This window comes from Natrialba taiwanensis DSM 12281 (assembly GCF_000337595.1).
In the GTDB taxonomy this organism is placed as follows: Archaea; Halobacteriota; Halobacteria; order Halobacteriales; family Natrialbaceae; genus Natrialba; species Natrialba taiwanensis.
In genome coordinates this window covers 203,794-228,042 of the sequence record NZ_AOIL01000042.1, presented here as the reverse complement: position 1 = coordinate 228,042, position 24,249 = coordinate 203,794, and the positions used below count along the sequence as shown (strand labels likewise).

General features: G+C 62.5%; 28 protein-coding genes. 13 read left to right on the top strand and 15 right to left on the bottom strand.

Translation table 11 applies throughout. The annotated features are described in order from the left end of the window. Positions 1 to 30: 30 nt before the first annotated feature. Complete coding sequence (locus C484_RS11700) at positions 31 to 309, bottom strand: hypothetical protein (RefSeq protein ID WP_006826145.1); 279 nt, start codon at positions 307 to 309, stop codon at positions 31 to 33. Positions 310 to 452: 143 nt separating this feature from the next. Between C484_RS11700 and C484_RS23675 the strand changes: the two genes are divergently transcribed. After that, positions 453 to 605: a hypothetical protein gene (locus C484_RS23675; RefSeq protein ID WP_006826144.1), complete on the top strand. Its 153-nt coding sequence runs from the start codon at positions 453 to 455 to the stop codon at positions 603 to 605. A 274-nt stretch (positions 606 to 879) separates the two neighbouring features. Here C484_RS23675 and C484_RS11695 read toward each other — a convergent pair whose 3' ends face one another. Further along, on the bottom strand, positions 880 to 1,710 hold the full coding sequence (locus tag C484_RS11695) for a hypothetical protein (RefSeq protein WP_006826143.1): 831 nt from the start codon (positions 1,708 to 1,710) through the stop codon (positions 880 to 882). A 273-nt stretch (positions 1,711 to 1,983) separates the two neighbouring features. Here C484_RS11695 and rbcL point away from each other — a divergent pair, with 273 nt between their 5' ends. Together rbcL and C484_RS11685 are read left to right on the top strand one after the other, a co-directional pair. Then, positions 1,984 to 3,240, top strand: coding sequence for a type III ribulose-bisphosphate carboxylase (rbcL, locus tag C484_RS11690; protein WP_006826142.1), 1,257 nt, complete (start codon positions 1,984 to 1,986; stop codon positions 3,238 to 3,240). A 102-nt stretch (positions 3,241 to 3,342) separates the two neighbouring features. Next, a complete protein-coding gene (locus tag C484_RS11685) occupies positions 3,343 to 4,563 on the top strand; it encodes an aminotransferase class I/II-fold pyridoxal phosphate-dependent enzyme (protein ID WP_006826141.1) in 1,221 nt (406 codons plus the stop codon). 139 nt (positions 4,564 to 4,702) lie between these two features. Here C484_RS11685 and C484_RS11680 read toward each other — a convergent pair whose 3' ends face one another. The 3 genes from C484_RS11680 to C484_RS11670 are packed head-to-tail and all read right to left on the bottom strand — an operon-like array spanning position 4,703 to position 6,891. Next, positions 4,703 to 6,241: a replication factor C large subunit gene (locus tag C484_RS11680; protein ID WP_006826140.1), complete on the bottom strand. Its 1,539-nt coding sequence runs from the start codon at positions 6,239 to 6,241 to the stop codon at positions 4,703 to 4,705. Between the two features lie 42 nt (positions 6,242 to 6,283). Next, positions 6,284 to 6,664, bottom strand: coding sequence for a type II toxin-antitoxin system VapC family toxin (locus tag C484_RS11675; protein ID WP_049915366.1), 381 nt, complete (start codon positions 6,662 to 6,664; stop codon positions 6,284 to 6,286). Further along, positions 6,661 to 6,891: an AbrB/MazE/SpoVT family DNA-binding domain-containing protein gene (locus C484_RS11670; RefSeq protein ID WP_006826138.1), complete on the bottom strand. Its 231-nt coding sequence runs from the start codon at positions 6,889 to 6,891 to the stop codon at positions 6,661 to 6,663. The genes C484_RS11675 and C484_RS11670 overlap by 4 nt, the downstream gene beginning before the upstream one ends. A 337-nt stretch (positions 6,892 to 7,228) precedes the next feature. On the opposite strand from C484_RS11670, the gene C484_RS11665 reads away from it, so the two are divergent. Together C484_RS11665 and C484_RS11660 are read left to right on the top strand one after the other, a co-directional pair. Continuing rightward, positions 7,229 to 8,353: a hypothetical protein gene (locus C484_RS11665; RefSeq protein ID WP_006826137.1), complete on the top strand. Its 1,125-nt coding sequence runs from the start codon at positions 7,229 to 7,231 to the stop codon at positions 8,351 to 8,353. A 54-nt stretch (positions 8,354 to 8,407) separates the two neighbouring features. Next, positions 8,408 to 9,157 (top strand): competence/damage-inducible protein A, encoded by a 750-nt coding sequence (locus C484_RS11660; protein ID WP_006826136.1) that lies wholly within the window; start codon positions 8,408 to 8,410, stop codon positions 9,155 to 9,157. A gap of 30 nt (positions 9,158 to 9,187) precedes the next feature. On the opposite strand, the gene C484_RS11655 is transcribed toward C484_RS11660, so the two are convergent. Together C484_RS11655 and C484_RS11650 are read right to left on the bottom strand one after the other, a co-directional pair. Next, positions 9,188 to 9,463 (bottom strand): DUF7521 family protein, encoded by a 276-nt coding sequence (locus C484_RS11655; RefSeq protein WP_049915394.1) that lies wholly within the window; start codon positions 9,461 to 9,463, stop codon positions 9,188 to 9,190. Between the two features lie 214 nt (positions 9,464 to 9,677). After that, positions 9,678 to 10,028 carry an ArsR/SmtB family transcription factor gene (locus C484_RS11650; protein ID WP_006108860.1) on the bottom strand — a complete coding sequence of 117 codons (351 nt, stop codon included), beginning with the start codon at positions 10,026 to 10,028 and terminating at the stop codon, positions 9,678 to 9,680. 239 nt (positions 10,029 to 10,267) lie between these two features. Between C484_RS11650 and C484_RS22350 the strand changes: the two genes are divergently transcribed. From C484_RS22350 to C484_RS11640, 3 genes are all read left to right on the top strand, one after another. Next, complete coding sequence (locus C484_RS22350; RefSeq protein WP_006666566.1) at positions 10,268 to 10,468, top strand: DUF7835 family putative zinc beta-ribbon protein; 201 nt, start codon at positions 10,268 to 10,270, stop codon at positions 10,466 to 10,468. 238 nt (positions 10,469 to 10,706) lie between these two features. Beyond that, positions 10,707 to 11,417 carry a helix-turn-helix domain-containing protein gene (locus tag C484_RS11645; protein ID WP_006826134.1) on the top strand — a complete coding sequence of 237 codons (711 nt, stop codon included), beginning with the start codon at positions 10,707 to 10,709 and terminating at the stop codon, positions 11,415 to 11,417. Then, positions 11,395 to 11,766, top strand: coding sequence for a hypothetical protein (locus C484_RS11640; protein ID WP_239640970.1), 372 nt, complete (start codon positions 11,395 to 11,397; stop codon positions 11,764 to 11,766). The genes C484_RS11645 and C484_RS11640 overlap by 23 nt, the downstream gene beginning before the upstream one ends. A gap of 33 nt (positions 11,767 to 11,799) precedes the next feature. On the opposite strand, the gene gcvH is transcribed toward C484_RS11640, so the two are convergent. The 3 genes from gcvH to C484_RS11625 form a co-directional block, all read right to left on the bottom strand. Then, the gene (gene gcvH, locus C484_RS11635) at positions 11,800 to 12,201 is read right to left on the bottom strand and encodes a glycine cleavage system protein GcvH (protein ID WP_006826132.1); all 402 of its coding nucleotides are present in this window, start codon (positions 12,199 to 12,201) and stop codon (positions 11,800 to 11,802) included. Positions 12,202 to 12,354: 153 nt separating this feature from the next. Then, positions 12,355 to 13,452 carry a glycine cleavage system aminomethyltransferase GcvT gene (gcvT, locus tag C484_RS11630; RefSeq protein WP_006826131.1) on the bottom strand — a complete coding sequence of 366 codons (1,098 nt, stop codon included), beginning with the start codon at positions 13,450 to 13,452 and terminating at the stop codon, positions 12,355 to 12,357. Positions 13,453 to 13,667: 215 nt separating this feature from the next. Next, positions 13,668 to 15,266, bottom strand: a complete 1,599-nt coding sequence (locus C484_RS11625; RefSeq protein WP_049915363.1) for a S8 family peptidase — start codon at positions 15,264 to 15,266, stop codon at positions 13,668 to 13,670. A gap of 277 nt (positions 15,267 to 15,543) precedes the next feature. Here C484_RS11625 and C484_RS11620 point away from each other — a divergent pair, with 277 nt between their 5' ends. Both C484_RS11620 and C484_RS11615 read left to right on the top strand, forming a co-directional pair. Then, complete coding sequence (locus C484_RS11620; protein WP_006826129.1) at positions 15,544 to 16,014, top strand: NYN domain-containing protein; 471 nt, start codon at positions 15,544 to 15,546, stop codon at positions 16,012 to 16,014. A gap of 72 nt (positions 16,015 to 16,086) precedes the next feature. Further along, the gene (locus C484_RS11615) at positions 16,087 to 16,869 is read left to right on the top strand and encodes an alpha/beta fold hydrolase (protein WP_006826128.1); all 783 of its coding nucleotides are present in this window, start codon (positions 16,087 to 16,089) and stop codon (positions 16,867 to 16,869) included. Between the two features lie 126 nt (positions 16,870 to 16,995). Here C484_RS11615 and panB read toward each other — a convergent pair whose 3' ends face one another. Then, positions 16,996 to 17,808 carry a 3-methyl-2-oxobutanoate hydroxymethyltransferase gene (panB, locus tag C484_RS11610; protein WP_006826127.1) on the bottom strand — a complete coding sequence of 271 codons (813 nt, stop codon included), beginning with the start codon at positions 17,806 to 17,808 and terminating at the stop codon, positions 16,996 to 16,998. A 121-nt stretch (positions 17,809 to 17,929) separates the two neighbouring features. Between panB and C484_RS11605 the strand changes: the two genes are divergently transcribed. After that, complete coding sequence (locus C484_RS11605; protein WP_006826126.1) at positions 17,930 to 18,163, top strand: DUF5822 domain-containing protein; 234 nt, start codon at positions 17,930 to 17,932, stop codon at positions 18,161 to 18,163. Positions 18,164 to 18,217: 54 nt separating this feature from the next. Here C484_RS11605 and C484_RS11600 read toward each other — a convergent pair whose 3' ends face one another. The 3 genes from C484_RS11600 to C484_RS11590 all read right to left on the bottom strand — a co-directional run bounded on the left by C484_RS11600 (position 18,218) and on the right by C484_RS11590 (position 21,172). After that, on the bottom strand, positions 18,218 to 18,766 hold the full coding sequence (locus C484_RS11600; protein ID WP_006826125.1) for an HAD family hydrolase: 549 nt from the start codon (positions 18,764 to 18,766) through the stop codon (positions 18,218 to 18,220). A 50-nt stretch (positions 18,767 to 18,816) separates the two neighbouring features. Beyond that, positions 18,817 to 19,557: a helix-turn-helix domain-containing protein gene (locus C484_RS11595; protein ID WP_006826124.1), complete on the bottom strand. Its 741-nt coding sequence runs from the start codon at positions 19,555 to 19,557 to the stop codon at positions 18,817 to 18,819. 337 nt (positions 19,558 to 19,894) lie between these two features. Next, positions 19,895 to 21,172 (bottom strand): HAD family hydrolase, encoded by a 1,278-nt coding sequence (locus tag C484_RS11590; protein WP_006826123.1) that lies wholly within the window; start codon positions 21,170 to 21,172, stop codon positions 19,895 to 19,897. Between the two features lie 167 nt (positions 21,173 to 21,339). Between C484_RS11590 and gfcR the strand changes: the two genes are divergently transcribed. Both gfcR and C484_RS11580 read left to right on the top strand, forming a co-directional pair. Further along, positions 21,340 to 22,014, top strand: a complete 675-nt coding sequence (gene gfcR / locus C484_RS11585) for a transcriptional regulator GfcR (RefSeq protein ID WP_006826122.1) — start codon at positions 21,340 to 21,342, stop codon at positions 22,012 to 22,014. A 568-nt stretch (positions 22,015 to 22,582) separates the two neighbouring features. Then, complete coding sequence (locus C484_RS11580; protein WP_006826121.1) at positions 22,583 to 22,918, top strand: hypothetical protein; 336 nt, start codon at positions 22,583 to 22,585, stop codon at positions 22,916 to 22,918. A 236-nt stretch (positions 22,919 to 23,154) separates the two neighbouring features. Here C484_RS11580 and C484_RS11575 read toward each other — a convergent pair whose 3' ends face one another. After that, the gene (locus C484_RS11575; protein WP_006826120.1) at positions 23,155 to 24,237 is read right to left on the bottom strand and encodes a glutamate--cysteine ligase; all 1,083 of its coding nucleotides are present in this window, start codon (positions 24,235 to 24,237) and stop codon (positions 23,155 to 23,157) included. Positions 24,238 to 24,249: the final 12 nt, after the last annotated feature.

The window sequence follows — 24,249 nt, the reverse complement described above, 5'->3', positions numbered from 1 at the left end:
TGCCGTGGCCGCCGTCCGGACGCCTTTTTGCTACCGTTGACGGCCGATGACGAGTCCAGCGACGAACGCAAGCGCGACGATCGCGATCACGACCCCATCGACGACGCTCAGGGCACTGTAGGGCGAGGAGGTAGCCAGGACACGCGTCACCTGCATCAGAGCGACGACGAGAAATGCAAGGCCAAACACCGACGAAGTCGCGACAAGCGCGCCGCGGCGCATCGCTGTCGCCGTCTCAGCCGCATCCTCGGCACCTCGTTCCGTCGGTTCTTCGGGCGGGTCAGGGCTTGTTCGGTACTGTGTTCCCATGGTAACAGTGACCACTCAGAGTCCTAAAGGTGTATCCGGTGATCGGGCTAGATATGAACTGATTGTCGTTACGCGAGTGGACGGTCGCCATCCCCGACACTCACCGGCACCACACTGACGAACGGTCACGTCCAGTATAGCCTGTGTCCGTCCACATCGAGTGTGATGCGTGTGGCTGTGCACACACAATTCCCGACCGCACGTTCGACCCCGAGTTCAGTCGGACGGTCTGTCCGAACTGCGGCGGCGAGTCGTATACGGTTCGGCGAACTGAACTCGGCTGGCATCCACCGTGAACGCGGTCTGAGGGCGTGGTGTGTCGTGTGGTCGATATCACGTCGACACGTCGAGAGTACTACCGACAGAAGCCGCGGGAATCGACTACGAGAAGACAGCCGCTGTGCGTGATCGGACTGGGAGAGGCAGAACAGTTTCGCTCGCAGGCGCTGGGGCGTTCCACAGCGGTTACTTCATATCCGCGCGTAACGAGCCGTCCGATTCATTCACTCCTCGTACGGGATAACGAATTACAGTACTAACTACTGGGAAGAAACGAGTGCAGACCGGCGTCTAGAGGAGGTCAGTCAGCGTCGACCGAAGGCGGCTCAGGACGCCGTCCGATTCATTGTCAGCTGCGACAGCGTCCTGTGCTGACTCGGTTTCGGATTCGGGTTCGGACGCAGAACTCGTGGCATCGAACGGAACGTGTGTCGCCGCGTTCGAGTCGCTGGCCCGCTCGTTGGCGGAATCGTGATCGTCCCGTCCCTGCTGCTTCGCTGTGTCGTCAGTCTGTGAACCGTCCGGTTCCGAGCGACGATCGCTTGCTGGGGAATCCGGTGTCGTTTCGGTTGCTGAACCGGGATCGGTTTCGGTTTGAGAGTCGGCTTCGGCCTCGGCCTCAGCCTCAACTTCGGATTCAGTCTCCGTGTCGACCCACAGGAACTCCTGCTCTTTCGTTCGCCCGGTCAACAGGAGCGCCTCGAGTTCACCGTCGTCCGCGAGGAGGTCGTCATCGAGGTCGGTCGGTTCGTCGACCGGTTCGTCCGCACTGGCGATGATCGCTTCGGGGCTGTCGTCGAGAACGTCGTCGACGGCGGCTCCGTCGTCGCCCTTGAGTTGGCCGAAGATCGAGGCGGCGGTCTGATCCTCGATATCACGCGGTTCAGCGGGAGCATCGTCGGTAGTTCCGGTGGGACCACTGCTATTGCTATTGCTATTGGTAGTCTCGGTATCGGTCTCGGTACCGGTCTCAGCGTCGCTCCCGGCCGCAGTAGTAGAACCCTGTTCGCCCGCCGGCTCGTCGGCCGTGTCGTCCGCGAGTTCACCGAAGAGATCGGTGGCGCTCGCGCCGCCATCAACGCCCCCATCGCCCGTGTGTTCGTCAATCGTCGTATCGGTCATGCACTCCCGAGTAGCTGTTATATTATACCAGCTAATTAATTTTTGCAATTTTTCCTGTCACGAGCCCTGAGAGACGTACCGTATTAGCGTGTCGGCCGATTCCGGGTTGCAGAGCGGGCAAATGTGACCAAACGAAAACTAGCCGTCGAATTTCCAACAAATCCATCGGAATCGGATCGCTCATCGAACCGAACGCTCCGTTGGTGCGGGTTGCTTCACTGTGCGAAACGACACAAACACTATTAGCCACCACGGTGAACGTCAGCAGATACCATGACCGGTATCGAGTACGACGACTTTCTCGACCGTGCGTACGACCCTGCCGCGACTGAACTCGTCTGTACCTTCAGGATCGAACCGGCCGAGGATATGACGATAGAGGCCGCAGCGAGTCGGGTTGCCTCCGAGTCGTCGAACGGCACCTGGGCGACCTTGCACGTCGACGAGTCGGAACTGACCCATCTCGGCGCGGTCGCCTGCGAAATCGATGAGAGCGAGAACGAGATTACCGTCGCCTATCCCGCCGACTTATTCGAAGCAGGGAGCATGCCCCAGATTCTCTCGTGTATCGCGGGCAATATCATGGGCATGAAAGCCGTCGAATCCATCCGACTCGAGGACTGTGACTGGCCCGAATCGATCGTCTCCGGCTTCCCCGGTCCACAGTTCGGGACCGGCGTCGCGCGCGAAAAACTCGACGCCGGCGAGCGGCCCATCTTGGCAACGGTTCCGAAACCCAAGGTCGGGCTTTCGACGGCCGCCCACGCCCGCGTCGGCGAGGAGGCCTGGCGCGGCGGCGTCGACCTGCTGAAAGACGACGAGAACCTCACGGATCAGGACTTCAATCCCTTCGAGGACCGACTCGCGGAGAGCCTCGCCGCCCGCGACCGCGTCGAGGAGGATGTCGGCGAACGAAAAGACTACCTGGTGAACGTCACCGGCGAGACGACCGAGATGCTCGACCGCGTCGACCTCGTGGCGGAACACGGCGGTGGCTTCGTCATGATCGACGTGATTACCTGCGGCTGGGCGGCCGTCCAGTCCGTCCGCGAGCGCTGTGAAGACCACGGGCTGGCGATCCACGCCCACCGCGCCATGCACGCCGCCTTCGACCGGCTGGACCACCACGGCGTCTCGATGCGCGTGCTCGCACAGATCGCCCGCCTCTGTGGCGTCGACCACATCCACACCGGCACCGCCGGCCTCGGCAAACTCGCAAACGAGGATACGCCGGGTATCAACGATTGGCTCCACGGCGACTGCCACGGGCTCAAGCCCGTCCTCCCCGTCGCCTCCGGCGGACTCCACCCCGGCGTCGTCGACCAACTCATCGACGCGCTCGGCACCGACATCTGCATCCAGGCCGGCGGCGGCATCCACGGCCATCCCGACGGCACCCACGCCGGCGCGAAAGCCCTCCGCCAGTCCGTCGAGGCCAGTCTCGACGGCGTATCACTCGACGAATACGCCCAGGAGCACGCCGAACTCGCGACCGCACTCGACAAATGGGGTGCCGAGACGCCGCGATAGCCCGCCACCGCCACTTTCGTTCACTCGATCGAGTTCAGCGCATCGGGAGACGCGAGACAGAACCGTGAGAGTAAAACCACGTCGCGGACTCCCTTCAGGCGAATGGAAGACTGCGACCGCGGGTTCGACCTCGAGGATCGACTCGGCACCCTCGAGGAGCGCAAGCAGAAACGAACGCTGTCGCCCGTTGATCGGGTCGCCGAGCGCGGGTACTTCGCCGACAGTGCCGGCGGTGACCTCCCGGTTCTCGACTCCGAGGAGGCGCTCGTGTTCTCGTCGAACAACTATCTCGGCCTGACCGACGACCAGCGCGTCCAGGATGCGGCACGCCAGGCCGCCGCAACCGTCGGCACGGGCTCCGGCGCAAGCCGGGTCGTCACCGGCGATACGATGGTCCACCACGACTTAGAACGACTGCTCGCCGAGACGAAAGGGACCGAACGCGCACTGACGTTCTCCTCCGGATACGCCGCCAACGTCGGCACGATCACCGCACTCGACCCGGACGTGATCTTCTCCGACGAGTTCAACCACGCGAGTCTCATCGATGGCTGTCGGCTCGCCGGCTGCGAGACGGCCGTCTACGATCACTGCGATCCGGCGAGTCTGCGCACTGAACTCGAGGACCGGGCCGACCGCGCGGACGATGACAACGACGACGAATCCTGGCTAATCGTCACCGACTCCGTCTTCAGCGTCGACGGGACCGTGGCCCCGCTCTCGACCATCTGTGAACTCGCCGAAGAGTTCGGTGCGTGGGTGATGGTCGACGAGGCGCACGCGACGGGGCTCTACGTGGACGGCGGCGGCGTCGTTCAGGCGGAGGGACTCGAAGAACGGGTACACATCCAGATGGGGACGCTCTCGAAGGCGCTCGCGAGTCAGGGTGGCTACGTCGCCGGCAGCAACGCGTTGATCGAGTGCCTGCTCAACGATGCGCGGTCGTTCGCGTTCTCGACGGGACTCGCGCCGACGGCGGCCGCGGCAGCGAGTGAGGCGTTGCACCTCGCACGCTACAGCGATGCGCGCGAACAGCTCTGGGAGAACGTCGCCCACCTCCGGGACGGGCTGGAGACGATGGGCTTTTCGATTCCGGGCGAGTCTCAGATCTTGCCCGTCATCGTCGGCGATCAGCGGGATGCTCTCACGCTCGCGGATGGGCTTCGCGCCCGCGGGATCGTCGTCCCGGCGATCCGACCGCCGGCGGTACCCGAGGAAACGAGTCGCCTCCGCGTCGCGCCGATTGCAACCCACAGCCGCGAGGACGTCGTTTCGTGTCTCGAGGCGTTCCGAACGGTCGGCACGGAGTTAGGCCTCCTGTAATCGCACGCTTCCGGCGGGGTCCGGACGCGGACGTACTGACTGTCGTTCGTTTCTCACAATCCACCCGCTCGTCGCTGTCGCCGTCGGCATCGTCGTGGGACCAGCTGATCGTACTATCCGTAAAAGCGCAGGAGTCGCGTTACAGGAAATCGTTCAGTCCGGACTGATCGTCGCTGGATTCGGTTGGGTCGGCTTCGGTGGCCGAGGCTTCGTGTTCATCGCCACCGTCTCCGCTCGATGTTCCGGTCGCACCTGCAAGCGTTTCCTGTTCGTTCGAGCCGCCAGTACCGGCGTCGGCGTTCGTCTCGTCCTCACCGCCGCGTTCGCCATCAGCTGCCGATTCGGCTTCGTCCGCCGCTGCTCCCTCGGCATCGAAGAACGCTGAACCGGAATGCTCGATCGTCTCCTCGGCGATCATCTCCTCGGCGTCCTCGACGATCGACTGAACCTTGTTCGTATCCTTGCCGCTCCCCGTGACGAACGACACCTCCTTCTCGTCGAGTTCATAAGTCGCCGCCATGCGAACGGTCAGCTCGCGGTTCTTGCAATGGTGGGTCATCGCCGAGAGGAAGGGCATGACCTCGCGGCGAGCCGTGGCGACGCTCGTGCCCTCCCGTTCGGCGATCCGTTCGGCGATCGAATCGCGCGTGTTCCGCGAGCCCTTCGTCCGGCCGAGTTTCGACCAGTAACTCGGCGGCCCGTAACGGGTCCACCCGCCCTTGTCCTCGCGGCGGGAGGCCGCGACGCCCGCGGTCATGTTATCCGAGGCGTAGCGCCAGAACGAGTAGTTCTGCGTCGAGCGAACCCGCCCCAGCCAGCGGTCGGCGTTCGCGAGGAACTCGTAGGCGTCCGCGAGTTCAGCGCCGTGGTAGTCCTTCGGAACGTTATCTTCGATCCAGTTTAACATCTCGTCGGGGTTCTCGTCGACGTCGTAGGACGCCTTGAGCGCGCCTTCGGCGTCTTCGTCCTTGATGAGCGCGTCGAGAAAGTCGAAGATTCCCTCTGTCGTGTCGCGTTCACTTGTGACTACGTCATCGACGGTCAGCCGACCGGTGTCCTCGGCGACGGCCTGCAGGTCGTTGACCGCCGAGCGCAGGTCGCCGCTTGTCGTCTCGGCGATTTTCTCGAGTGCCTCCTCCTCGTACTCGATATCCTCGCGCCGGCAGATATCACGGAGGACGGGCACGATCGAGCGCTTCGACACGTCGCGGAACTCGATCGTCTCGCAGGCGTTGCGAAGCGACTGGCTCATGTCATAGAACTCGTTGGCTACGAGGACGATCGGCTGGTTCGCGCTCTTGACGACGCGGGTGACCTCCCGCGAGCCGCCGTAGTCGGCGTTACCGTGGAAGTTGTCGGCCTCGTCCAGGATTACCAGCCGCCGTCCCGACTCGCCGCCGGTGAGCGTGCCGCTCTTTGCGGCCTCGCCGGCGATTCGTTCGATCACGTCGGCCCCGCGGCTGTCGCTGGCGTTGAGTTCCATCACGGGCCAGCCCATGTCGTTGGCCAGCGCGTGGGCCGCCGAGGTTTTCCCGACGCCGGGGCTTCCGTGGACGATCACTGCGTCCCGATGGTCGTCCCAGGTCGTGGCCCACTCCTCGAGTTTGTCTCGGGCCTTGTTGTTCCCGCGTACCTCCGACAGCGTCGTCGGACGGTACTTCTCGGTCCAGTCGCTCATTGACGGGTATTGGTGTGAGCCGCGTTTAGGGATTGCGGAGCGCTACTCGTCGTCGACCGTTTTCAGGTCGAAACGTGGTGTGACGTCCTCGTACGTCTCGTCGCTCGAGACGATGGTATCGCCGTTCGATTCGACGAGGTGAAGTGCATCGAACGGTGTGAACTCGTGGTCTTCCACGTATGTCGCCGCCGTAACGACCGTCTCCACATCACCATGTACCTCGACGAGGTTAGCAGCGTTCGAGACGACGCGTTCGGTATCACGTTCCTCGCGGTAGGCGACCATCAGGAGTTCGATGAGCGTGAACTGCGATGTCCACAACTCATCTCGGTGTTTCCGGTACACCGACTCGGCGGCGTCTCCGAGCCAGTCTTCGTCCTTAATCAGCGCGAGGAGAAAATCGGTTTCTGCATATACATCTATCGTCCAGCCTCGTCGAGCGCCGCTTCGCGAGTTTCTTCACGAAGTTCGTCGGCCGACTTCTCGATATCTGCGAATTCGTCCCTGAGTGCTTCGAGCGGGTCGTCGGCGACCGGGACCAATTTGACCCCGTCGGGAAGCTGAACGACGTGATACCGGTCTCCATATCGCTCTCGAACCTCCTTCGGGAGCGTGAGGCGACCACGGTCGTCCAGCGCTACGTCAGCCATATCCCGAGGTACGGTGGGCGAAAATAAAAATGTTCCCCGACATAGGGAATTACCCATTCTGTGCGCGTCGGTCCGGAACTTGTCTCCGCATCCACGAGCAAACAACGGTGCATATTCGACGCTCTCAGCACACCGAATCTACATCACATGTTCCCGACTTCTCGGTCCAGTCGCTCGTTCCAAAATCGTTGGAGCGAGCCGCGTTTAGTGGTGCGAAGCGTCACTCCTCGCCGACTGTCTTCAGTACTCGCTTCAAGTTGAGATGTCGGCATCGAACCGTGTGAACTCGTTCTTGGAGAATCACAAGACACTTGTAAATTATTTCTAAGTCACACATATGTCGCTGGTCTCCGCCGTCTGGCTGTGGTTCCTCCTCGTCCTCGCGGTCGGATTCGTCGCCCTCGTCGTCGCCTGTCTCGGCTACCTGTACGGACTTCTCGCCCCTCACCTGAGCGACGAATCGGCAATCCGAGGAGCGAACATCTGTGCGATCGGATTCGGGTTCGTCGCCGGCTATCCCGCGTGGTATCTCGTACGCGCCGGACTCGATATGCACACTGTCGTTTCCGGCGGAATCGCAGCGATCGTAGTCGGACTCACTGCTGGCGGCGTCGGGACTGCCGCGATCACCGGTGTCCTCCGAAGCGATCCGTCCCTGTTCCCGACATCTCCCTCGAACGTTCGCCGCCGTTACGCTCGCTATCTGACGAGTATTTTCGCTCTCGCTTTCGGTATCATCGTCGTCGCTCTGCCGATCGTTCAGCGCGAGCCACTCGCCGGACTCGGAATGCTTCCCGTTCTCACCTCCCTCTGCTGGGTCGCTACACCGTTTATTTTCCCGCTCACGGTCCCCGTCCGTCGACCGACCGCCACCGAACGTGATCGACTCGAAGCCGTGCTCGATGCGAGCGACCTCTCTACCTACGGCGTCCGGATCATCGATTCCGATATCCACGGTCTCGATGGGTGGCTATTGGATTCTCCCCTCTCTCGGTATCTGTTCGTTTCACGGGTTACAGTCGACGCCTGCGACGATGCCACGCTGAGGGCGCTGTTCGTCGCCCGCCGCGAACAGAAACGGTCCTATACGCATCTACTCAAAGCCGCATTGCTCACCATCTCGGGCGAATGTATTCTTCTCGGACTCCTCATCGATGACTTCTCGTTCCTCCTCGTGGCGATACTCGCGATCGCGCTCGCACTGCTCGAGTTCAGCGCCCTTCGACGCCTGCGATACTACACCGACGACCGCGCTGCCGAGACGGTCGGCGCAACTGAACTCGCGGATGCGTTCGAACGCGTCGCTGTGGAAGGCGGCATTACGGTTACAGAAACGCCAAGTCGGAACTGGTTCTCGTCGACCCCGTCGTTGAGTGCACGGATCGAACGGCTTCGCGCCGAGGCCGAGACGACCGCCGGTGGTGCTGATGCTACCGGCGGTGGGACCGCCAGCGCGGAGTGACCGTCCCGTTTCTCGACCCGCGGACGCTAACTGAGTCGAGCACGAACGGCAGCTATGAACGTCGCACTCCTCACCGTCGGCGACGAACTCCTCGCCGGCGAGACGACCAACACCAACGCCTCGTGGCTCGCCGCTCGACTCACCGAACGCGGCGCGACCGTCCGTCGCATCCTGACGGTCCGCGACGACCGCGAGTTCATCGCGGCGACCGTGGCTCGCTGGCAGGACGACCCCGAGATCGATGCGATCATCGCCACCGGCGGGATCGGCGGCACCCCCGACGACGTGACGGTGCCCGCCGTCGCGGACGCGCTCGATCGCGAGTTCGTCGTCTTCGAGGAGATGTACGACCGATTGCGCGAGAAGGCGACTGCGTTCCGCGAGGAAAACCCCGACCTCGTCGCGGAGTACGATCTTGAACTCGATCTGGAGGCTGCCGCCTCCCTGCCCGAAGGTGCGACGCCAATCGTCGTGGACGAGGGGTGGGCCCCCGGCTGCGTCATCGAGAACGTCTACGTCTTCGCGGGGATTCCCGAGGAGATGCACGCGATGTTCGAGTCGGTCGCCGCGGAGTTCAGCGGCGAGACTGTCTCGCAGACGATTTTTACGCCTGCACCGGAGGGGGCGCTACACGAGGTCCTCGAGACGGTTACCGACGAGTTCAGCGTGAGCGTGGGAAGTTATCCTCGGGGCCCGGATCGGCCGGGGCGGATTCGTGTCTCCGGGTCCGATCCGGAGGCGGTCGAGCGGGCAATTTCGTGGCTCGAGGCGCGCGTCGAGACGGTCGAGCCCCCGTCGTCCTAAGTGGGCGAAGCAGCGGCCGACCGTCACCGGTCACCGGTACAAGGAGAGATAGAGCATCCCGAAGCCGACGATGAAGGGGACTGTTTCGACGATGTAGAAGGCGGTTGCTGCCGAGGGAAGCTGGGACGTGATGGTCGTGAGAGCGACGCCCATACTGAGGAAGGCAAAGCCGATAAACGCCGACTCGAGTCGTTTTGATTGGTTTTTCGTATACGATTGAAAGCTGATGAGCGTAAGTCCGAGCGCCAGGGCGAACACGGTCAACTGCATCAGCATCAGAACGGCTTCGGCGAGTTCAGCGAGCATCATATCCATGTCGAGTCACCCGGTGCGTGACGGGGCGGGTGTCGGTGGTACTGCCGTGAGCGGGGACGTTGATGAGTTTTGTGGGCGCATGGTCCGGATCGAAAATCGGCGGAATCGACACCGGAGCGAGTGAGATCTCGGAGACAAGAAACGTCGCCAATGGGCGGTGCGTTCGATGCGGGAGTGGGAGACGTGACAGCCATCACAATCGCCACTACTTCGCACCTAGTTCGTCCCAAAGGCGGCTAAACCGGTCAGGCAGGTTCTCCTCGCGGAAGATGCGAACGTCGTACTCGTCGTCTTCCAGTGAGATGACGGTGCTGTTGAAGTTGCACGTATACTCCTTGTAGTGATTGCCGTCGTCGGCGACGAGCGTTCGGTCGTTGATCAACTCGTTTTCCTTGAGGAGGTCGAGACGCCGGTAAATCGTCGGCCGCGAGAGGTCGAGGCGCTCTGCGAGTTCTTTCGCAGATCCTGGCTCACGACTAATCGAGGCGAGGACGGTGCGTGCGTGCTCGTCCCCGATAGTATCGAGGATTTCTTCGATAGAGGACTCGTGTTCCATGTCTAACGCGTAGTGTGATTCAGAGAAAAAGGTTTTCCGGGTCAGCTGAATATCTCCCTCCATTATATTTTTATTGGCCGACAACAAACAGCTTGTATCGGCACGATTCAACGTCGTGTCAGATATATAGTATCTATACTTGCCGCTATTCTCAGATCGTGAAAATACCTATATATACCCCTTCTCCGTGCAAGAAGTCCCTGACCGGAATATATCATCTCTAGGTGAGAGTGACGAGTATGGCAACGACTGATGGGGTGTCAAATGGGATGACTGAACCCTGTGAAGTTTGTGAAGTTGACACGTTACACGAAGTATCCGTACAACTCGTTACTGAAGGCGGCGAGGGGGACAATGCACGCTACTCGCGAGAACCGTACCGCGTTCGCGAGTGCCAGCGCTGCGGGAACCGTGAGAGCAAGCGGATGAACAACGCCTGATACTGCCGGACAAAACTATTCACACGTCGATCGCACTCGAACGGTCGTCGGCATGAGCGACGATCCGTGAGACGTGATCGAGTGTTCACTGACTTTTGTCCGGCAGTATGAACGGACTGGGAGCGGCCGCATCGGATTTTGCAGGCAAAACGTCCATACATTCACTTTTCGAGCTGATCTCCCTGCCGTGATCGGTCCGGTAGCTACTTGAGCCAACCGTCCGACCCATGAGATGACTATGGGCGGACGCGGGCCGAAACGTGAACTCGCAGAGAAGATTGCCGGCGAAATCACACTGAGTGACGACCCCGGTGCGACGCTTCGCAAGTGGCGAACCGACTTCGACACCTCCCAGACGGACCTCGCCGCCGAACTCGACGTCTCTTCGTCGGTCATCTCCGACTATGAGAGCGGCCGGCGGGAGAGCCCCGGGATCGGCGTTGTCGGTCGGCTCGTCGATGGGCTGCTCGCAATCGACGAACGCCGCGGCGGCAACCGGATTCGCCAGTACGGACGCGTTCTCTCGGCCGGATTCGACAGCGATGTCGTCCTCGACCTTCGCGAGTATCCGAGTTCAGTTCGCCTCTCGGAGGTGTACGACAGCGTCGGCGCGACGGAGGTCGTCGACGGAAACACGGACCGAATCAACGGCCACACCGTCATCGATAGCATCGAGGCGATCACCCGCCTCTCGAGCGAGGAGTTCTTCCGACTCTACGGACAGAGCACGAACCGCGTGCTCGTGTTTACGAGCGTGACGCGCGGCGAGGCCACGGCGGTCGCGCTTCGCGTCCTCAATCCGACGCCGAACGCTGTGATCCTGCATGGCCTCGACGAAGCGGATCTCTGGCCGCACGCGGCCGATCTGGCACGGATCGACGGCTACTCGCTCGCCGTGACATCGACGCCGCTCGAGGAATTACTCGATGAACTCGCGAGTCTCGAGTGAGAGGGTCGAACAGATGGAGTGGACGGAGCGACTGACGCTCGCATTGACAGTCGGCTATCTGGTGACGCTGGCGACTGTCTTCGTCATCGACGAGCCGGTTCTCTGGGTCCTCTGGGCGGCCGGAGCGGTCGGTATCGTCGGTGTCGTGTTGCTCGCGGTCAATCGATCGCGAGCCGTCCCGGTCGCGAGCGGGAGCGACGAGGCGGTCTCTACGGCGGAGACGGGAACGGGGACGGGACCAGAAACCCAGACTGAGATCGAGAATGGGACCGAAACTGGAACGAGGGCAGAAAAGCTGGCAGCTACCGAGGACGGTGCGGGAACGAATTCGGACGCCGAACGGGACTGAGTACTGCGCGCTGTCGCGCGGAGCGATCCGCGATCAGGCGACCTGCTCTTCGTACTCGTTGGCCGAGAGCAACGCGTCGAGTTCGTCAGCGTCGGCGGCGTCGACTTCGAGCATCCAGCCGTCGCCGAACGGGTCGTCGTTGACGAGTTCAGGAGCGTCGAACAGGTCGTCGTTGACGGCGACGACCTCGCCGCTGACCGGCGCGTAGAGATCGGAGACGGCTTTGATGGATTCGATGACGCCGAACTCGGAACCGCGGGAGATATCCTCGCCTTCGTCGGGGAGTTCGACGAAGACGACGTCGCCGAGTTCGTCCTGTGCGAAGTCGCTGATGCCGATGCGGATTCGGCCGTCTGCGTCGGTTTCGGTTTCTGTTTCGAGTGCCCATTCGTGGGAATCCTGATATCGTCGGTCGTCGGGGATGTCGAAGCTCATTGGTGTGTCTTGGAATCTGCGTCTGTGTCGTGTGTCTGTGCGCTTCGTGTCGCTGGTCGTGTCTCCGTCCGTCTCTGGACGGTCCTTGGACGATGCCGGGAGACGACGAGTACGAGTCTGTGCCGCTACGTAGCCGTATACACACAGCCGTACTTATACCGTATCGATAAACGGCGTCGGTTCGACGCGCGTTTTTTTCGATCGGCCGCGAACGACCACGTTGAGGGTCGTACCGGGTTCTGCGTATTCGCTCGGGACGTAGCCGAGTCCGATAGGTTGGTCGACGGTCGGACTCATGGTGCCGCTCGTGACGGTCCCGATGACGCGGTCGTCGGTGTTCGTGATGTCGTAGCCGTGGCGCGGAACCCCGCGGTCGATCAGCTGGAAGCCGACGAGTTCTTCCTCGGCTCCGTCTTCGCGCGCTCGGTCGAGCGCGTCGCGGCCGACGAATTCGGTGTCGAGCGCGACGGTAAAGCCGATACCGGCCTCGTAGGGGGTTCGAGGGTTCGACTCGTGGTCGAAGTCCTGGCCCGAGAGCAGGAGTCCGGCCTCGATCCGAAGGGTGTCTCGCGCGCCGAGACCGCAGGGCTGGCACTCGAACTGCGACCAGATCCGTTCGGCGTCTTCCCACGGAGCGATCAGTTCGAACCCGTCCTCGCCGGTGTAGCCGGTTCGAGCGGTCCAGCACTCGATGCCGTCGATCGTCGCCGTCATCGCCTGGAATCGATTCAGATCGGTGACGGACTCGTCGGCGACGGCTGCGACGAGTTCGGCTGCGTCCGGCCCCTGGACGGCGAACATGGCATACTCATCGGTGCGGTTGTCGACGGTCGCCTCGAGGTCGAACTCGTTGCGGTAGTTGATCCACCGTTCGTGAGTTTCCTCGTCGGTCCCGGCGTTCGGGACGAAGAGGTAGGTCGGGTCGCCGTCCTCGTCCGGCAGCCGGTAGATCACCGTGTCGTCGATGATGATGCCTTCCTCGTCGGTGAGGACGGCGTACTGGGAGTCACCGACGCCGAGGCGGGTCACGTCGTTCGAGGTGAGCCGCTGCATCAGCGTCGTCGCGTCCGGCCCGGTGACGTGAATCTGACCCATGTGGGAGACGTCGAAGATGCCGACGGCGTCTCGGACGGCCTCGTGTTCGGCCTGGATCGAGTCGAACTCGACCGGCATATCCCAGCCGCCAAACTCCGTAAACTTGGCCCCCCGTTCGTCGTGGATTCCACGCAATGGCGGCGTCTGAAGCGGCATACTCGGGAGGACACGCCCGGGGTAGTAAGGTCTTTTGTGATTTCGATAGTCCATCAGCGGACGACAACCGATAAAAGAAACTGCCAGGGAGTGCTGGCGGTGCTGGCGACACCGCGTGCGCTACGCTGGGACGACTGCTGGATGTGGACAGGTGGCAACGAGTTCCAGCGCAGCGCGCTGCCCGCAGGTGAGTGAACTCGGACTCAGGGTCCGGGTTACTTGCCGAGTTCTTCGATGGTCAGCGTGTAGGAGCCACTGCCATTGTACTGGTCGACGAGGATGCCGAGTTCCTCGCTACCGGAGAGATCGACCGTGATCTCCTCGTCCGAGCCCCAGTTGTACGAGCGGCGGTCGTAGTCCGATGTGGTCGGCGTGCGACCGTCGAGGGTCAGGTAGAGGTCGAAGTCGGCACTCGACGGGCCGCTCAGCGAGACGGTGGCGCTGCACGGATTCGCCGTCTCGAGCGTGTAGGAGGAGGAGTTGCTCGGGTTGTTACTGCTGAGTTCGCCCTCTACGGTTTCGGTATTCGTCTCGTCACCACAGGTACCCTCACCCGGATCGTCGCCGCCGCCGTTGTCGTCATCTCCGGGATCGGTCGTAACTGCCTGTCCGGCGTCGACGCGGCCGTGTCCCTGTTCCTCCGAGGAGAGATTGACATCGACGGCGGTGTTTTGCAGGTGGCTCCGCAGTTCCGCGTTCGAGAGTTCCGGGTGAGCGGAGAGCGTGAGCCCGGCGACGCCGGCGACGACGGGCGAGGCCATCGATGTGCCGGAGAAGGTGTCGTAGTCGTCCCACGGAATCGAGGAGAGGACGTTCCCGCCGGGTGCGGCGAGTTCGATCTCCGGGCCGACGTTCGAGAACGCGGAGAGGGTCTCGCCCTCGTCGAGCGAGGAGACGGCCATGACCGTCTCGTAGGCCGCGGGATAGGAGACGCTGCTGCCGTAGTCGTTTCCGGCGGCAGCGACCAGCAGCGAGCCCTGGTTGTTGGCGTACTCGCAGGCGTTCGAGAGCGTCTGGCTGAGGCCGCCGCCACCGAGGGACATGTTGATCACGTCGGCACCCTGGTCGGCGGACCACTGGATTGCGTCGGCAATGTCCGTAAGCGACCCGCCGCCACCATCGCCGAGTGCGCGGGCCGACAGGAGCGAACAGTTGCTGATTCCGGCGTGACCGGTTCCGTTGTCCGTTCCGCCGGCGGCGATTCCACCGACGTGAGTGCCGTGGTTTTCGCTGGCACTGACCGGGTACGGATCGCCGTCGTTGTCGACGAAGTCGTCGCCGTAGTTCGAGATGCTCCCGTCCATGTTCCCTTCGAGATCCTCGTGGTCGTACTGGATCCCCTGGTCGACGACCGAAATCGTCACGCCGGGATCGCCGTAGGTGACGTCCCAGGCGGCCTCACAGTTGACTTGCTGTGGGGCGTACTGCTGGCCGTACTGTGGATCGTTCGGCGTTGCGATGGCCTCGTAGGTCGCGTTGTCCTCCGCGTATTCGACGTCGTCCGCTTCGAGGACGTTTCGCTTGAAATTCTCCCGCGCCTGCGTCGAAGCCCTGCTCGGGAACTCGACGGCGACGTATCCGAGCGTCTCGTTCGTGTGAACGATCGTCGCCTTACTCGGCAGTTTCGAGTCGATCGTCGCCTTACTGGCCGAGACGGAGTCCGATACTCCGACGACAATCTCGTCCTTTTTCGGACCCGGACTCCGTCCAGGTGTTGCGCTGGTAACTCCACCAAGTCCCAGGAATGCCCCCAGTGCGCTGGTTGCTTTCAATACCGATCGCCGCCCGATATTTCTCTTGGTATCACGAGACATGATACGACATGAGAAATACTGACATTCTATTAAAGCGTTATGAAACAGGTTAGAATTTATTACTGTACATGTGCGGATGTAGAGCTTCCCTATCATCAAATATCATTAATCAATAACCAATGACAATTGTCTTTTCGAATAGCCCACCGAGTTATCGATAAACAGCACTATAGTTTCCGCATCAAAAGATCGCTTGGAGCGCCAGCTCGACCGCCATACCGGGACCGGCACGACTCGTTTCGCTACACCTATCCCGGGCCCGCGGCTACCGCTCGGTATGTTCGATCGCGTTCGCGCCCGTCTCGCCCCCGATCCTACCCCCGAGCAACAGCGGGAACTAGCCGTCGGGCTGCTCGTCGATGGACCGAACGTCTTCCGCGACGAGTTCGATATCGACCTCGACGACCTCCGGACGGCTGCGCGTGAACTCGGACGTGTCGGCGTTATCAGGCTCTACTTGGACGAACACGCAACTCCCGGCCTCATTCAGGCGGCCGAGGCGCGCGGCTTCGAAGTCATCGTTACGAGTGGCGATGTCGACGTGAAACTCGCCGTCGATGCGACCGCACTATCCTGTGACGGGACAATCGACCGCCTCGCGATCGCCTCGCGAGATACGGACTTCAAGCCCGCTCTCGAACACGCCGGAACACGAGGTATCGAAACGATTGCAATCGCGCCGGGATCGCACGGTCGCTCCGATGCGCTTCAAAACGCGGCGGACGAGGCGGTGACACTCGGGACTTAAACAGCACAGGCAGCCCTCACCGCCCCACCGCTCCGATGGAGTCTTTATACGCTCCCCGGTCGTTCATCACCTATGCAGCAGATATCTCACCACGGCCGGCAGACGGCCTACGAGTGCACCGATCGAGGTGGTGACGGTCCAACGGTCTGTTACGTCCACGGCAGCGGCGGCACGAAAGACATCTGGAAGTCCCAGCACCGACTCGCGGATCGAACACCGGTCGTCACGCTCGACCTGAGCGGCCACGGCGACTCGGACGACGTCGACGCGAGCGGGGGATATACGGCACTTTCGGCCTACGCCGACGACGTTATCGCCGTCGCAACGGAAACCGACAGTCAGGTCCTGGTCGGGAACTCGCTCGGCGGAGCACTCGTCTTGCACGTGCTACTCGAACGCGCCGACGAGTTCAGCCCGGCAGCCGTCGTGTTGACCGGGACGGGTGCCCGCCTCGGCGTTCTTGACGACCTGCGCAAGTGGCTCTCGAGCGACTTCGAACGGGCGATCGAGTTCCTCCACGGCCCCGATCGGCTCTTTCACGATGCCGATCCTGAACTCGTCGAGCACTCGAAGGAGCAGATGCGCGCGTGCGGGCAGGCGGTCACCCGCCGGGATTTCGAGACCTGCCACGCGTTCGACGTTCGCGCTGAACTCGGTGAGATCGACGTGCCGACGCTCGTCGTCTACGGCGAGGCCGATATGCTGACGCCGCCGCGGTATCACGAGTTCCTCGTCGACGAAATCGACGATGCCCGAGCAGTCAAGATTGACGACGCGGCACACCTGTCGATGCTCGAGCGACCGGCGGCGTTCAACGACGCTGTGAGCGGCTTTGTCGAGTCGATTTGGGAGTGACGATCGAGTTTCTGTGTGGCGGATGGCGAATGGCGGTCGTGTCGGGGTGATACTCGAGGTGCGGTTACAGTGGTTGCGGCGGATTGCAGGCGGAATCGGGAACGGACCGGAACGCAGAAAAGCAGATCAGTACAGTTCGTCGAGGTCCTCGGCCTCGTGGCTGTGTTCGTCGGCGGGGAACGCGCCGGATTCGACTGCGGAGACGTAGTCGTCGACGGCGGATTCCATCTCCTCGCGCACGGAACCGAACTGCTCGGCGAACGACGGCGACCACTCGCTGAGCCCGATCGCGTCGTCGACGACGAGCACTTGGCCGTCACACGCCGGCCCGGCACCGATGCCGATCGTCGGAATGTCGAGTTCAGCCGTGATCTCGGCCGCCAGGTTCGACGGGATGTGTTCGAGGACGAGCGAGAACGCGCCGGCGGCTTCGTGTTCCCGAGCGAGGTCGAGGATGCGATCGGCGGCCTCCCGGTCGGTCCCCTGTCGGGGATAGCCGCCGTAGTGGTTGACGTGCTGGGGTGTCAGGCCGAGATGGGCCATCACCGGAATGCCGAGTTGGACCATCTTCTCGGTGAGATCGACCGTGTGGGGCCCGCACTCGAGTTTGACCGCCTCGGCGTTTTCCTCTTTGAGCATGCGGCCGGCGTTCTCGATGCTCTCGGCGTCGTCGACGCCGACGGAGAGGAAGGGCATGTCGGCGACGACTAGGGCGTTGTCGGTGGCGCGCGAGACGGCCCCGACGTGACGCGCGATATCGTCGACGGTTACCGGCAGCGTCGACTCGTGACCGAGCGAGGTGTTGCCGACGCTGTCACCGACGAGAATAACGTCGACACCGGCCTCGTCGACGAGTTCGGCCGTCGGCGCGTCGTAGGCCGTCAGCATCGTGATCGGTTTCTCACCCGCCATCGCGGTCAGGTCCCTGACTGTGGGCATAGTCACGTGTTGGCGTTCGAGTAGTAAACAGCACCGTTCTTCTCTTCACCGACGCCCGCACTGGCGGCGGTTGAGCGAGTGACCCGCGACGCTTAAGAGGACTGGGTCGGGAGTCTGAACCGTGCCAGAACCCGTCGAAACGACCACACCCGAGGGCGTCGACTACGGGTGGGTGATGCAGGTTACCTTCGTCGTCACGATCGTCGCCGGTTCGCCGCTCGTCGCACTCCTCTCGACGGCCGCCGAACTACCGACGTGGGGCTCGCGGGCCGAGTTCGCGATCCGCGTCGGGGCAGTCATCTGGCTGTTCGTTGCGGCGGGTGTCTTTGTCTACGCAAAGCGAGCACAGCGCTGACGGCTCCGGAACGCTGGATTCAGCCGTTCGGTGAACTCGAAGTGGGTCGTAGACTTAGACGCCGGACGGTCCATCGCCGACGTACTCGAAGTCGACGCCGGCTCGCCGTGCCGTCCGCTCGTCCCGCTCGGAGTCGCCGACGAAGACCGCCCGCTCGGGCTCGACACCGAGTTCACCGACGGCGGCGAGCAGCGGTTCCGGATCGGGTTTCTGGGTGGCGACCGTATCGCGACCGACGACGACATCGACTGCCCGTGTGAGGCCGTGTTTTGCGAGTGCGTGTCGGCAGGCGGCCTCGCAGTTGAGCGAGCAGACGCCGATCGGGACGGACCGGGCTTCGAGGTCGGCCGCGAACGGGAGTCGCGGTGCGGTCCGTGCGCCCGTTCGTTCGTGGCTGGCGATCGTCTCCTCGACCGCTTCGAGGAGGCCCGCCTCGGCTGCGCCCTCGAGCATCGCCCAGAGATCGTCACCGGGCGGCTCGCTGGCTGCGTCGTCGTACACTGCACGAACGTCGGACGCGACGGCATCCCAGTCGACGTCGAGATCGACGAGCGTCCCGTCGAGGTCGTAGACGATCGCATCGTACCCGTTCAGAGCGGTCACATGCCACGATAGGAGTCGCCGACGAATATACTGTGTGCTCCGTGACCTCGCTACTCCATTGCGACCTCGCCCGTCGGATCGTCGAGTTGTTCGCCTGCAAGAACGCGGTTCGCCCGTCGGAGCCGTTCCGAGAGTGCCTGGTGTGAAATGTCGAGTTCACACGCGAGTTCTTCGAGCGAGATCTCGCGGGGAACGTCGTAGTAGCCCTGGCGGTAGGCTTCGGCGATGGCCTCCCGTTGCGGGTCGGTCAGCGAGGCCGTGGTCTCGATTTCGTCGTCGCCGGCCTCGACCAGTCGCTTTACGTCGACGCGGACGGACTCGTCCTGTGATTCGATCGCAGCGACCGCGTCCGAGAGATCCTCGCGCTCGGGAAAGAGGAGCCGCAACGTCCACCGACTGTCGGTTATCTGGGCGTCGAGAACGGCTCCGTCGCCCTCGTAGATGGAACTGCAGACGGACCGCACTCCCTCACCGTACCGGAGTTGGTAGAACCAGTCGGTCGAGTCAGCGTCCGTGTCGGCCGTTTCAGTCACCTCACTCGTCGCATCTGCCCCCGCATCCTCAGCCGAACTCGCGAGCAGGCGTGAGTACGCTGCGATCGTTGGATCCGCCTCGAGTGCCGTCTCGAGTTCGTCCCTGTCGACGCCCGAGAACCAGACGAACGGAACCGTTCGAGCGGGTCCCTCGGCGATGACGCTCTCGACGCGAACGGAAACGGTCGATAACTGGTCGACCGTCTCGCCGAGCGCGAACTCATCGACCGGCAGGGAGATGACGGCAATAGTCGTCATCGGAATCTCACCCCGACCGAAGCGTCCGGTCTGCCGCCGGAAAGCGTGATACTCTCCACAGTCCGACGGGTCGGTTGGCGAACGACACCGCGGTCGTCGGAGACGTTGAGTTTGAGGGGAAACATCTCAGGACCTCTGATCGCGACAGCAGGTGCGATACGTGGCCACCGCTCAACGCGCCTGTGAGTGGCCCGACACGCTCGCTCGTGATCGCCCTGGCCGGATCGCGCTAGTACGAAAACATGTCGTCTTGTCGGTTGATGGCCCGGCCTTTGTGTTCCAGCGGTTTAAATGAGGGACCGAGTACTGCGGATAGCACCGCGTCGCGGCGAGCGCGTTATCCCAGTCTCGCAAACCGGTTGAGGGCGTACACCGTTCGCAGGATATCGACGCTTCGACCGCGATCGAAAACGAGTTCATCCGTCTCGAGGACGTGCTCGATGGTATCGCGGGAGGCGTGTTCCGGCGCGGCCGCGATTCCGGTTCCGTTCTCCGCGGCCCACCGCATGACCCGCAGGTCGCTCTTCGAGTCGCCCATCACGAGCGCGAACGGGTCCGTGACGTCGAGCACGTCGAGCGCGCGTTCGACGCCGACGACCTTGTTCAGTTCGAGGCTCCCGATTTCGGCCGCATCGGCCTCGTAATAGGCCACGTCGATCCGCTCGAGGATCCGTTCGAGTTCGTCCGGGACGGCGGCGGCCTCCAGGTCGGGATAGCCACCCTCGCTCTCGAGGACGGCCCTGATCTCGGGGTCCTGAGCGGCGTAAAAGGTGCGCGTCCAGTCCGTAATCGGTTGTTCGTCGAGTTCGTGGTCGCCGTCACCGTCAGCGTCCGTCGACGCGAAAATCGTCGCAACTGCGTCCGCAAGCAGGTCGAGCAGATAGACCAGCGCCTCGTCGATGATCTCGCGGGCGTTCGAGGACCCGGTCTCGTAGTTCGGCTTCATCGTGACGTTGAACTCGTTGCCCTGCAAGTGACAGCCCCGCCGGAGGTCTTCGGATGCCTCGGGGAGCACGCGCGAGCGCACGTCGTCGAACACGTCCCTGATCTCGGCATCCAGATCCTCGTAGAGCAGTTGCTTCGTCTCCGCGCCGTGGCCTGGGGTGAAGACGCCCGTTCCCGCCTCGTAGACGATCGAGAGATTTCCGGAGTGAACGATTTCGCTGCCGAGCCCCTGGATGGCAAATCCCTTGACGTTCTCTAAGGTCTGGCCCGTGCAGATGACGATGGGAACGCCGGCCTCGTGGAACTCGGTCAGCACGTGAAGCGTTTCGCGGGGGATTTCGTTATCCGTCCCGCCCGCCGACCGCAGCGTTTCGTCGACGTCCAGCACGAGGACGTTTACGTCACGGCCGTACTTGGCGTCGAGATCGAGCGCGGTAAAGGCCTGCTCACGGGTCGCCCGCGCGACGATTTCCGCAAACGTTCCGCCGGCCGCGAAATCGCCGCGAATCTCGTCCTTTCGCGCCTCGAGTTCATCGCTTGCATCTTGCCAGTGCTCGAGTGCCACTCGCGAGTCGACCGCGGGGAAGACATCGACGAACTCCTGGTACTCTCGCAACGTCTCCGTCTCGTACTCGTCGTAGAGCCGATAGACGAGGTCGTATCGCTCCATGGTACGTAGAGCCAGTGGCAGGGAGATAATCGTTTTCCGTCCTGTGGCAGTACTTGACGGTGATCGACTCGGCCAGCCGCCGATTGGAAAGTCAACGACACGTCATGTCGCGGCTCATTTCTCATCGGACGATACGACTATAAAAACCGCGTCCGAAAGAACGGCATATGAAGAACGTCGACGATCTCATCGAGAGCGCGGCTGAACTCGCAGCCCGCGGCCTCTCGAAGGGCGAAATCGCGGACGAACTGAACGTCTCCCGGGAGACGGCGAGTTGGCTCGTCGAGCGAAGCGACGCGACGACCCAGTCCGAAGGGGGGCCAGCACAGTCGGCGCCGACGGGAGCGGACGCGACGACGGAAAATGGGAGCCGTCCACAGGACATCCACGTCGACTGGGCCGCCATCGGACGCGACAGCAAGCGAATGAGTCACGTCGCCGCCGCGATGGCCGATCTGCTGGCCAAACACGGCGAGGACGTCGACCTCACCATCGGGATCGAAAAGGCCGGCGGCCCCATCGCAACGCTCGTCGCACGTGAACTCGAGACCGATCTCGGCACCTACACGCCGGCAAAACACCAGTGGGAGGAAGGCGACATCGAGGACCTCGGCGGGACCTTCTCTCGAAACTTCGCCGGTATCCGTGACCGCGAGTGTTACATCGTCGACGACACCATAACCAGCGGCACGACGATGCGAGAGACGATCGAGGCGATCCGTGCCGAAGGCGGTGAACCGCTTGCCTGCGTCGTCCTCGCCGACAAACAGGGGCTCGAGGAGATCGACGGCGTCCCGGTCTACTCGCTCGTGCAGGTCATCAGCGTCGGGAAGGACGACTGAGAAAGTCTGCGGTACCGATTTCCTGGCGCACTCACAGGACACAGGACGGATCGCGAGCGCGCCGGAACTGACTGACAGCAGCCCGTACGAACGGACTGTCATCGAGTGAGAGCGGGCGGGACGCTAGTGGGCATCTCGATCATGTTCGCAGCCATCGGCCAACCGCGCCGGTGTTTTGGACCGAACTCCGATCGCGACCGGGCGCGCGACCGTCATTGCTAAGAGCGGGTCCTGGTACCGCGGAACGCTCTCTCGTGTTCGTCGCTGATGTCGGGTCCGAGTTGCTAGCGCACCCGAGTAGTCTGGCAAAACACCGCCCGGACCGTCCACAGACCGCGGGCGGCTACCGCGTACGTAACTGCCATCTGAGAGATGTGAACTCGGCGTCCGTGTGCGATTTCGAGAGTATGCATACCTTCAGCGGAACGAGTTCAAGTGCCGTGTTATCACATATTTATTCCGAATCGGATATCAGAGAACGTAAATGGCGTTTGTCACTCTCCGTGAACCGGATAGGTAGCACATTCTCTTGGGGAACGGCGTCCGGGTATGGAGCGAGGGTACGATAATGACCGATCGATTCACGCGGCGACGGTTGATCGCAGTCAGTGGTACCGTATGTGCGGCCGCACTCGCAGGCTGTGGCGATACTGGAGAAGATCCGGAGAACGAGACGGATGACGGGGCGACCGACGGCGAAACCGGCGACGAAAACGGGATAGGCGATGAGAACGGGGCAGGTGACGAAGACGGGATGGGTAACGAGACGAACGGCGAAGAAAACGGGATGGGGAACGAAACGGACGGTGAAGAGAACGGAAATGAAACGGACGGGATGGGCGATGAGAACGACACTAGTGAAGAGAACGGTATGGACAACGAGACGAGCGACGAGGATATGTAACCTAGCCGGCGGAGGCCGTCTTCGGAAGCGAGATCGTCCCGCCTAACCGGCCGACCGGAGGTGGTATTCGCCGTTACTTCGTTTCAAATTGCGGCGTGACTGCCGTATTGGGACGCGTACACGCCCTGTAAAAACGTCTTCGCGGGTGATACTGATCGAAAATCGGATCCACAACCGATACCGATCGAATCCGCGAGACAGGGCCGTTCAACCGCGCACCGGAGAGAAGTGGTCCGTCACTCGAGTTCAAGGAGCAGACTCTCACAGAGTGTGTCCGGGCCCGCCGTGTCGAGGAGCCGACGCTGTTTGCTCGCGCCGCTTTCGCGCTCGTAGACCCGTTTGATGCCGTCGATGCCAAGCCGGTCGCACTCGCGGTCGACGACGTCGCCGAGGGAAACGGTGCCGTCGAGTTCGCGATCGATGAACGACGCTTCGTGTCCGTAGCGCAGCGCGCGCCACTTGTTTTCGTCTAAGAGTTCGCGACGGTGGCGGGAGTTGGGGGTGCCGTCCTCGTACTCTTCGGCCAGCGCTTCGACGAGGGCGTGGGCGTATTCGACGAACGCCATCACGATATCCGGATCGGCCTGGCCGTCGGGTGTTCGGAGTTCGACGGTGCCGTGTTCCGTGTGCGGGCGGACGTCGTACCAGAGTTCGCCGCGGTCGTTGATCGAGTCGGTCGCGAGCATGCGGCGTTCGAAGCGGTCGAAGTCCTCGAAGTCCTCGAAGTAGGTCGGCATGCCGGTGTTGGGGAGTCCTTCGAAGAGTTTCGCGCGGGCGGACTGGAGGCCGGTGTCGAAGCCGTCCCAGTACGGCGAGTTCGCCGAGAGCGCGAGCATGATTGGGACGTACCACCGCAGTTCGTTGGCGATCCAGACGGCCTTATCGGCGTCATCAACGCCGACGTGGACGTGAACGCCGGCGGTCGTATTGCGGTGCTGTGGGTACTGGATGCGATCGAGTTGGGCTCGGTAGCGGGGTTTTTCCGCGTGCTCGAGTTCGCGCCACTTTGCAAGCGGGTGCAAGCCGGCAGCGGCGATCCGGAAGCCGTGGCGCTCGGCGTGGTCGACGAGTGCGCGGCGGATTTCGAGCAACGCCTCCCGCGCGTTTGCGGGGTCCTCGATGAGCGGCGTCTGGGTTTCGATGACGAACTTGAACAGTTCGTGGTCGAGTCGATCGGCGAGGATTTCGGGGGGGTCGTGTTCGTAGACGAGTTCGTCGGTGCCGCTCGTGGGCCGACCGCGCTCGTCGACGACGAAACACTCCTCTTCGATCCCCAGTGTGCCCATACGCGTGAACGAATCCGGCGACCCGCGTTCCATCGTGGAGTCCTT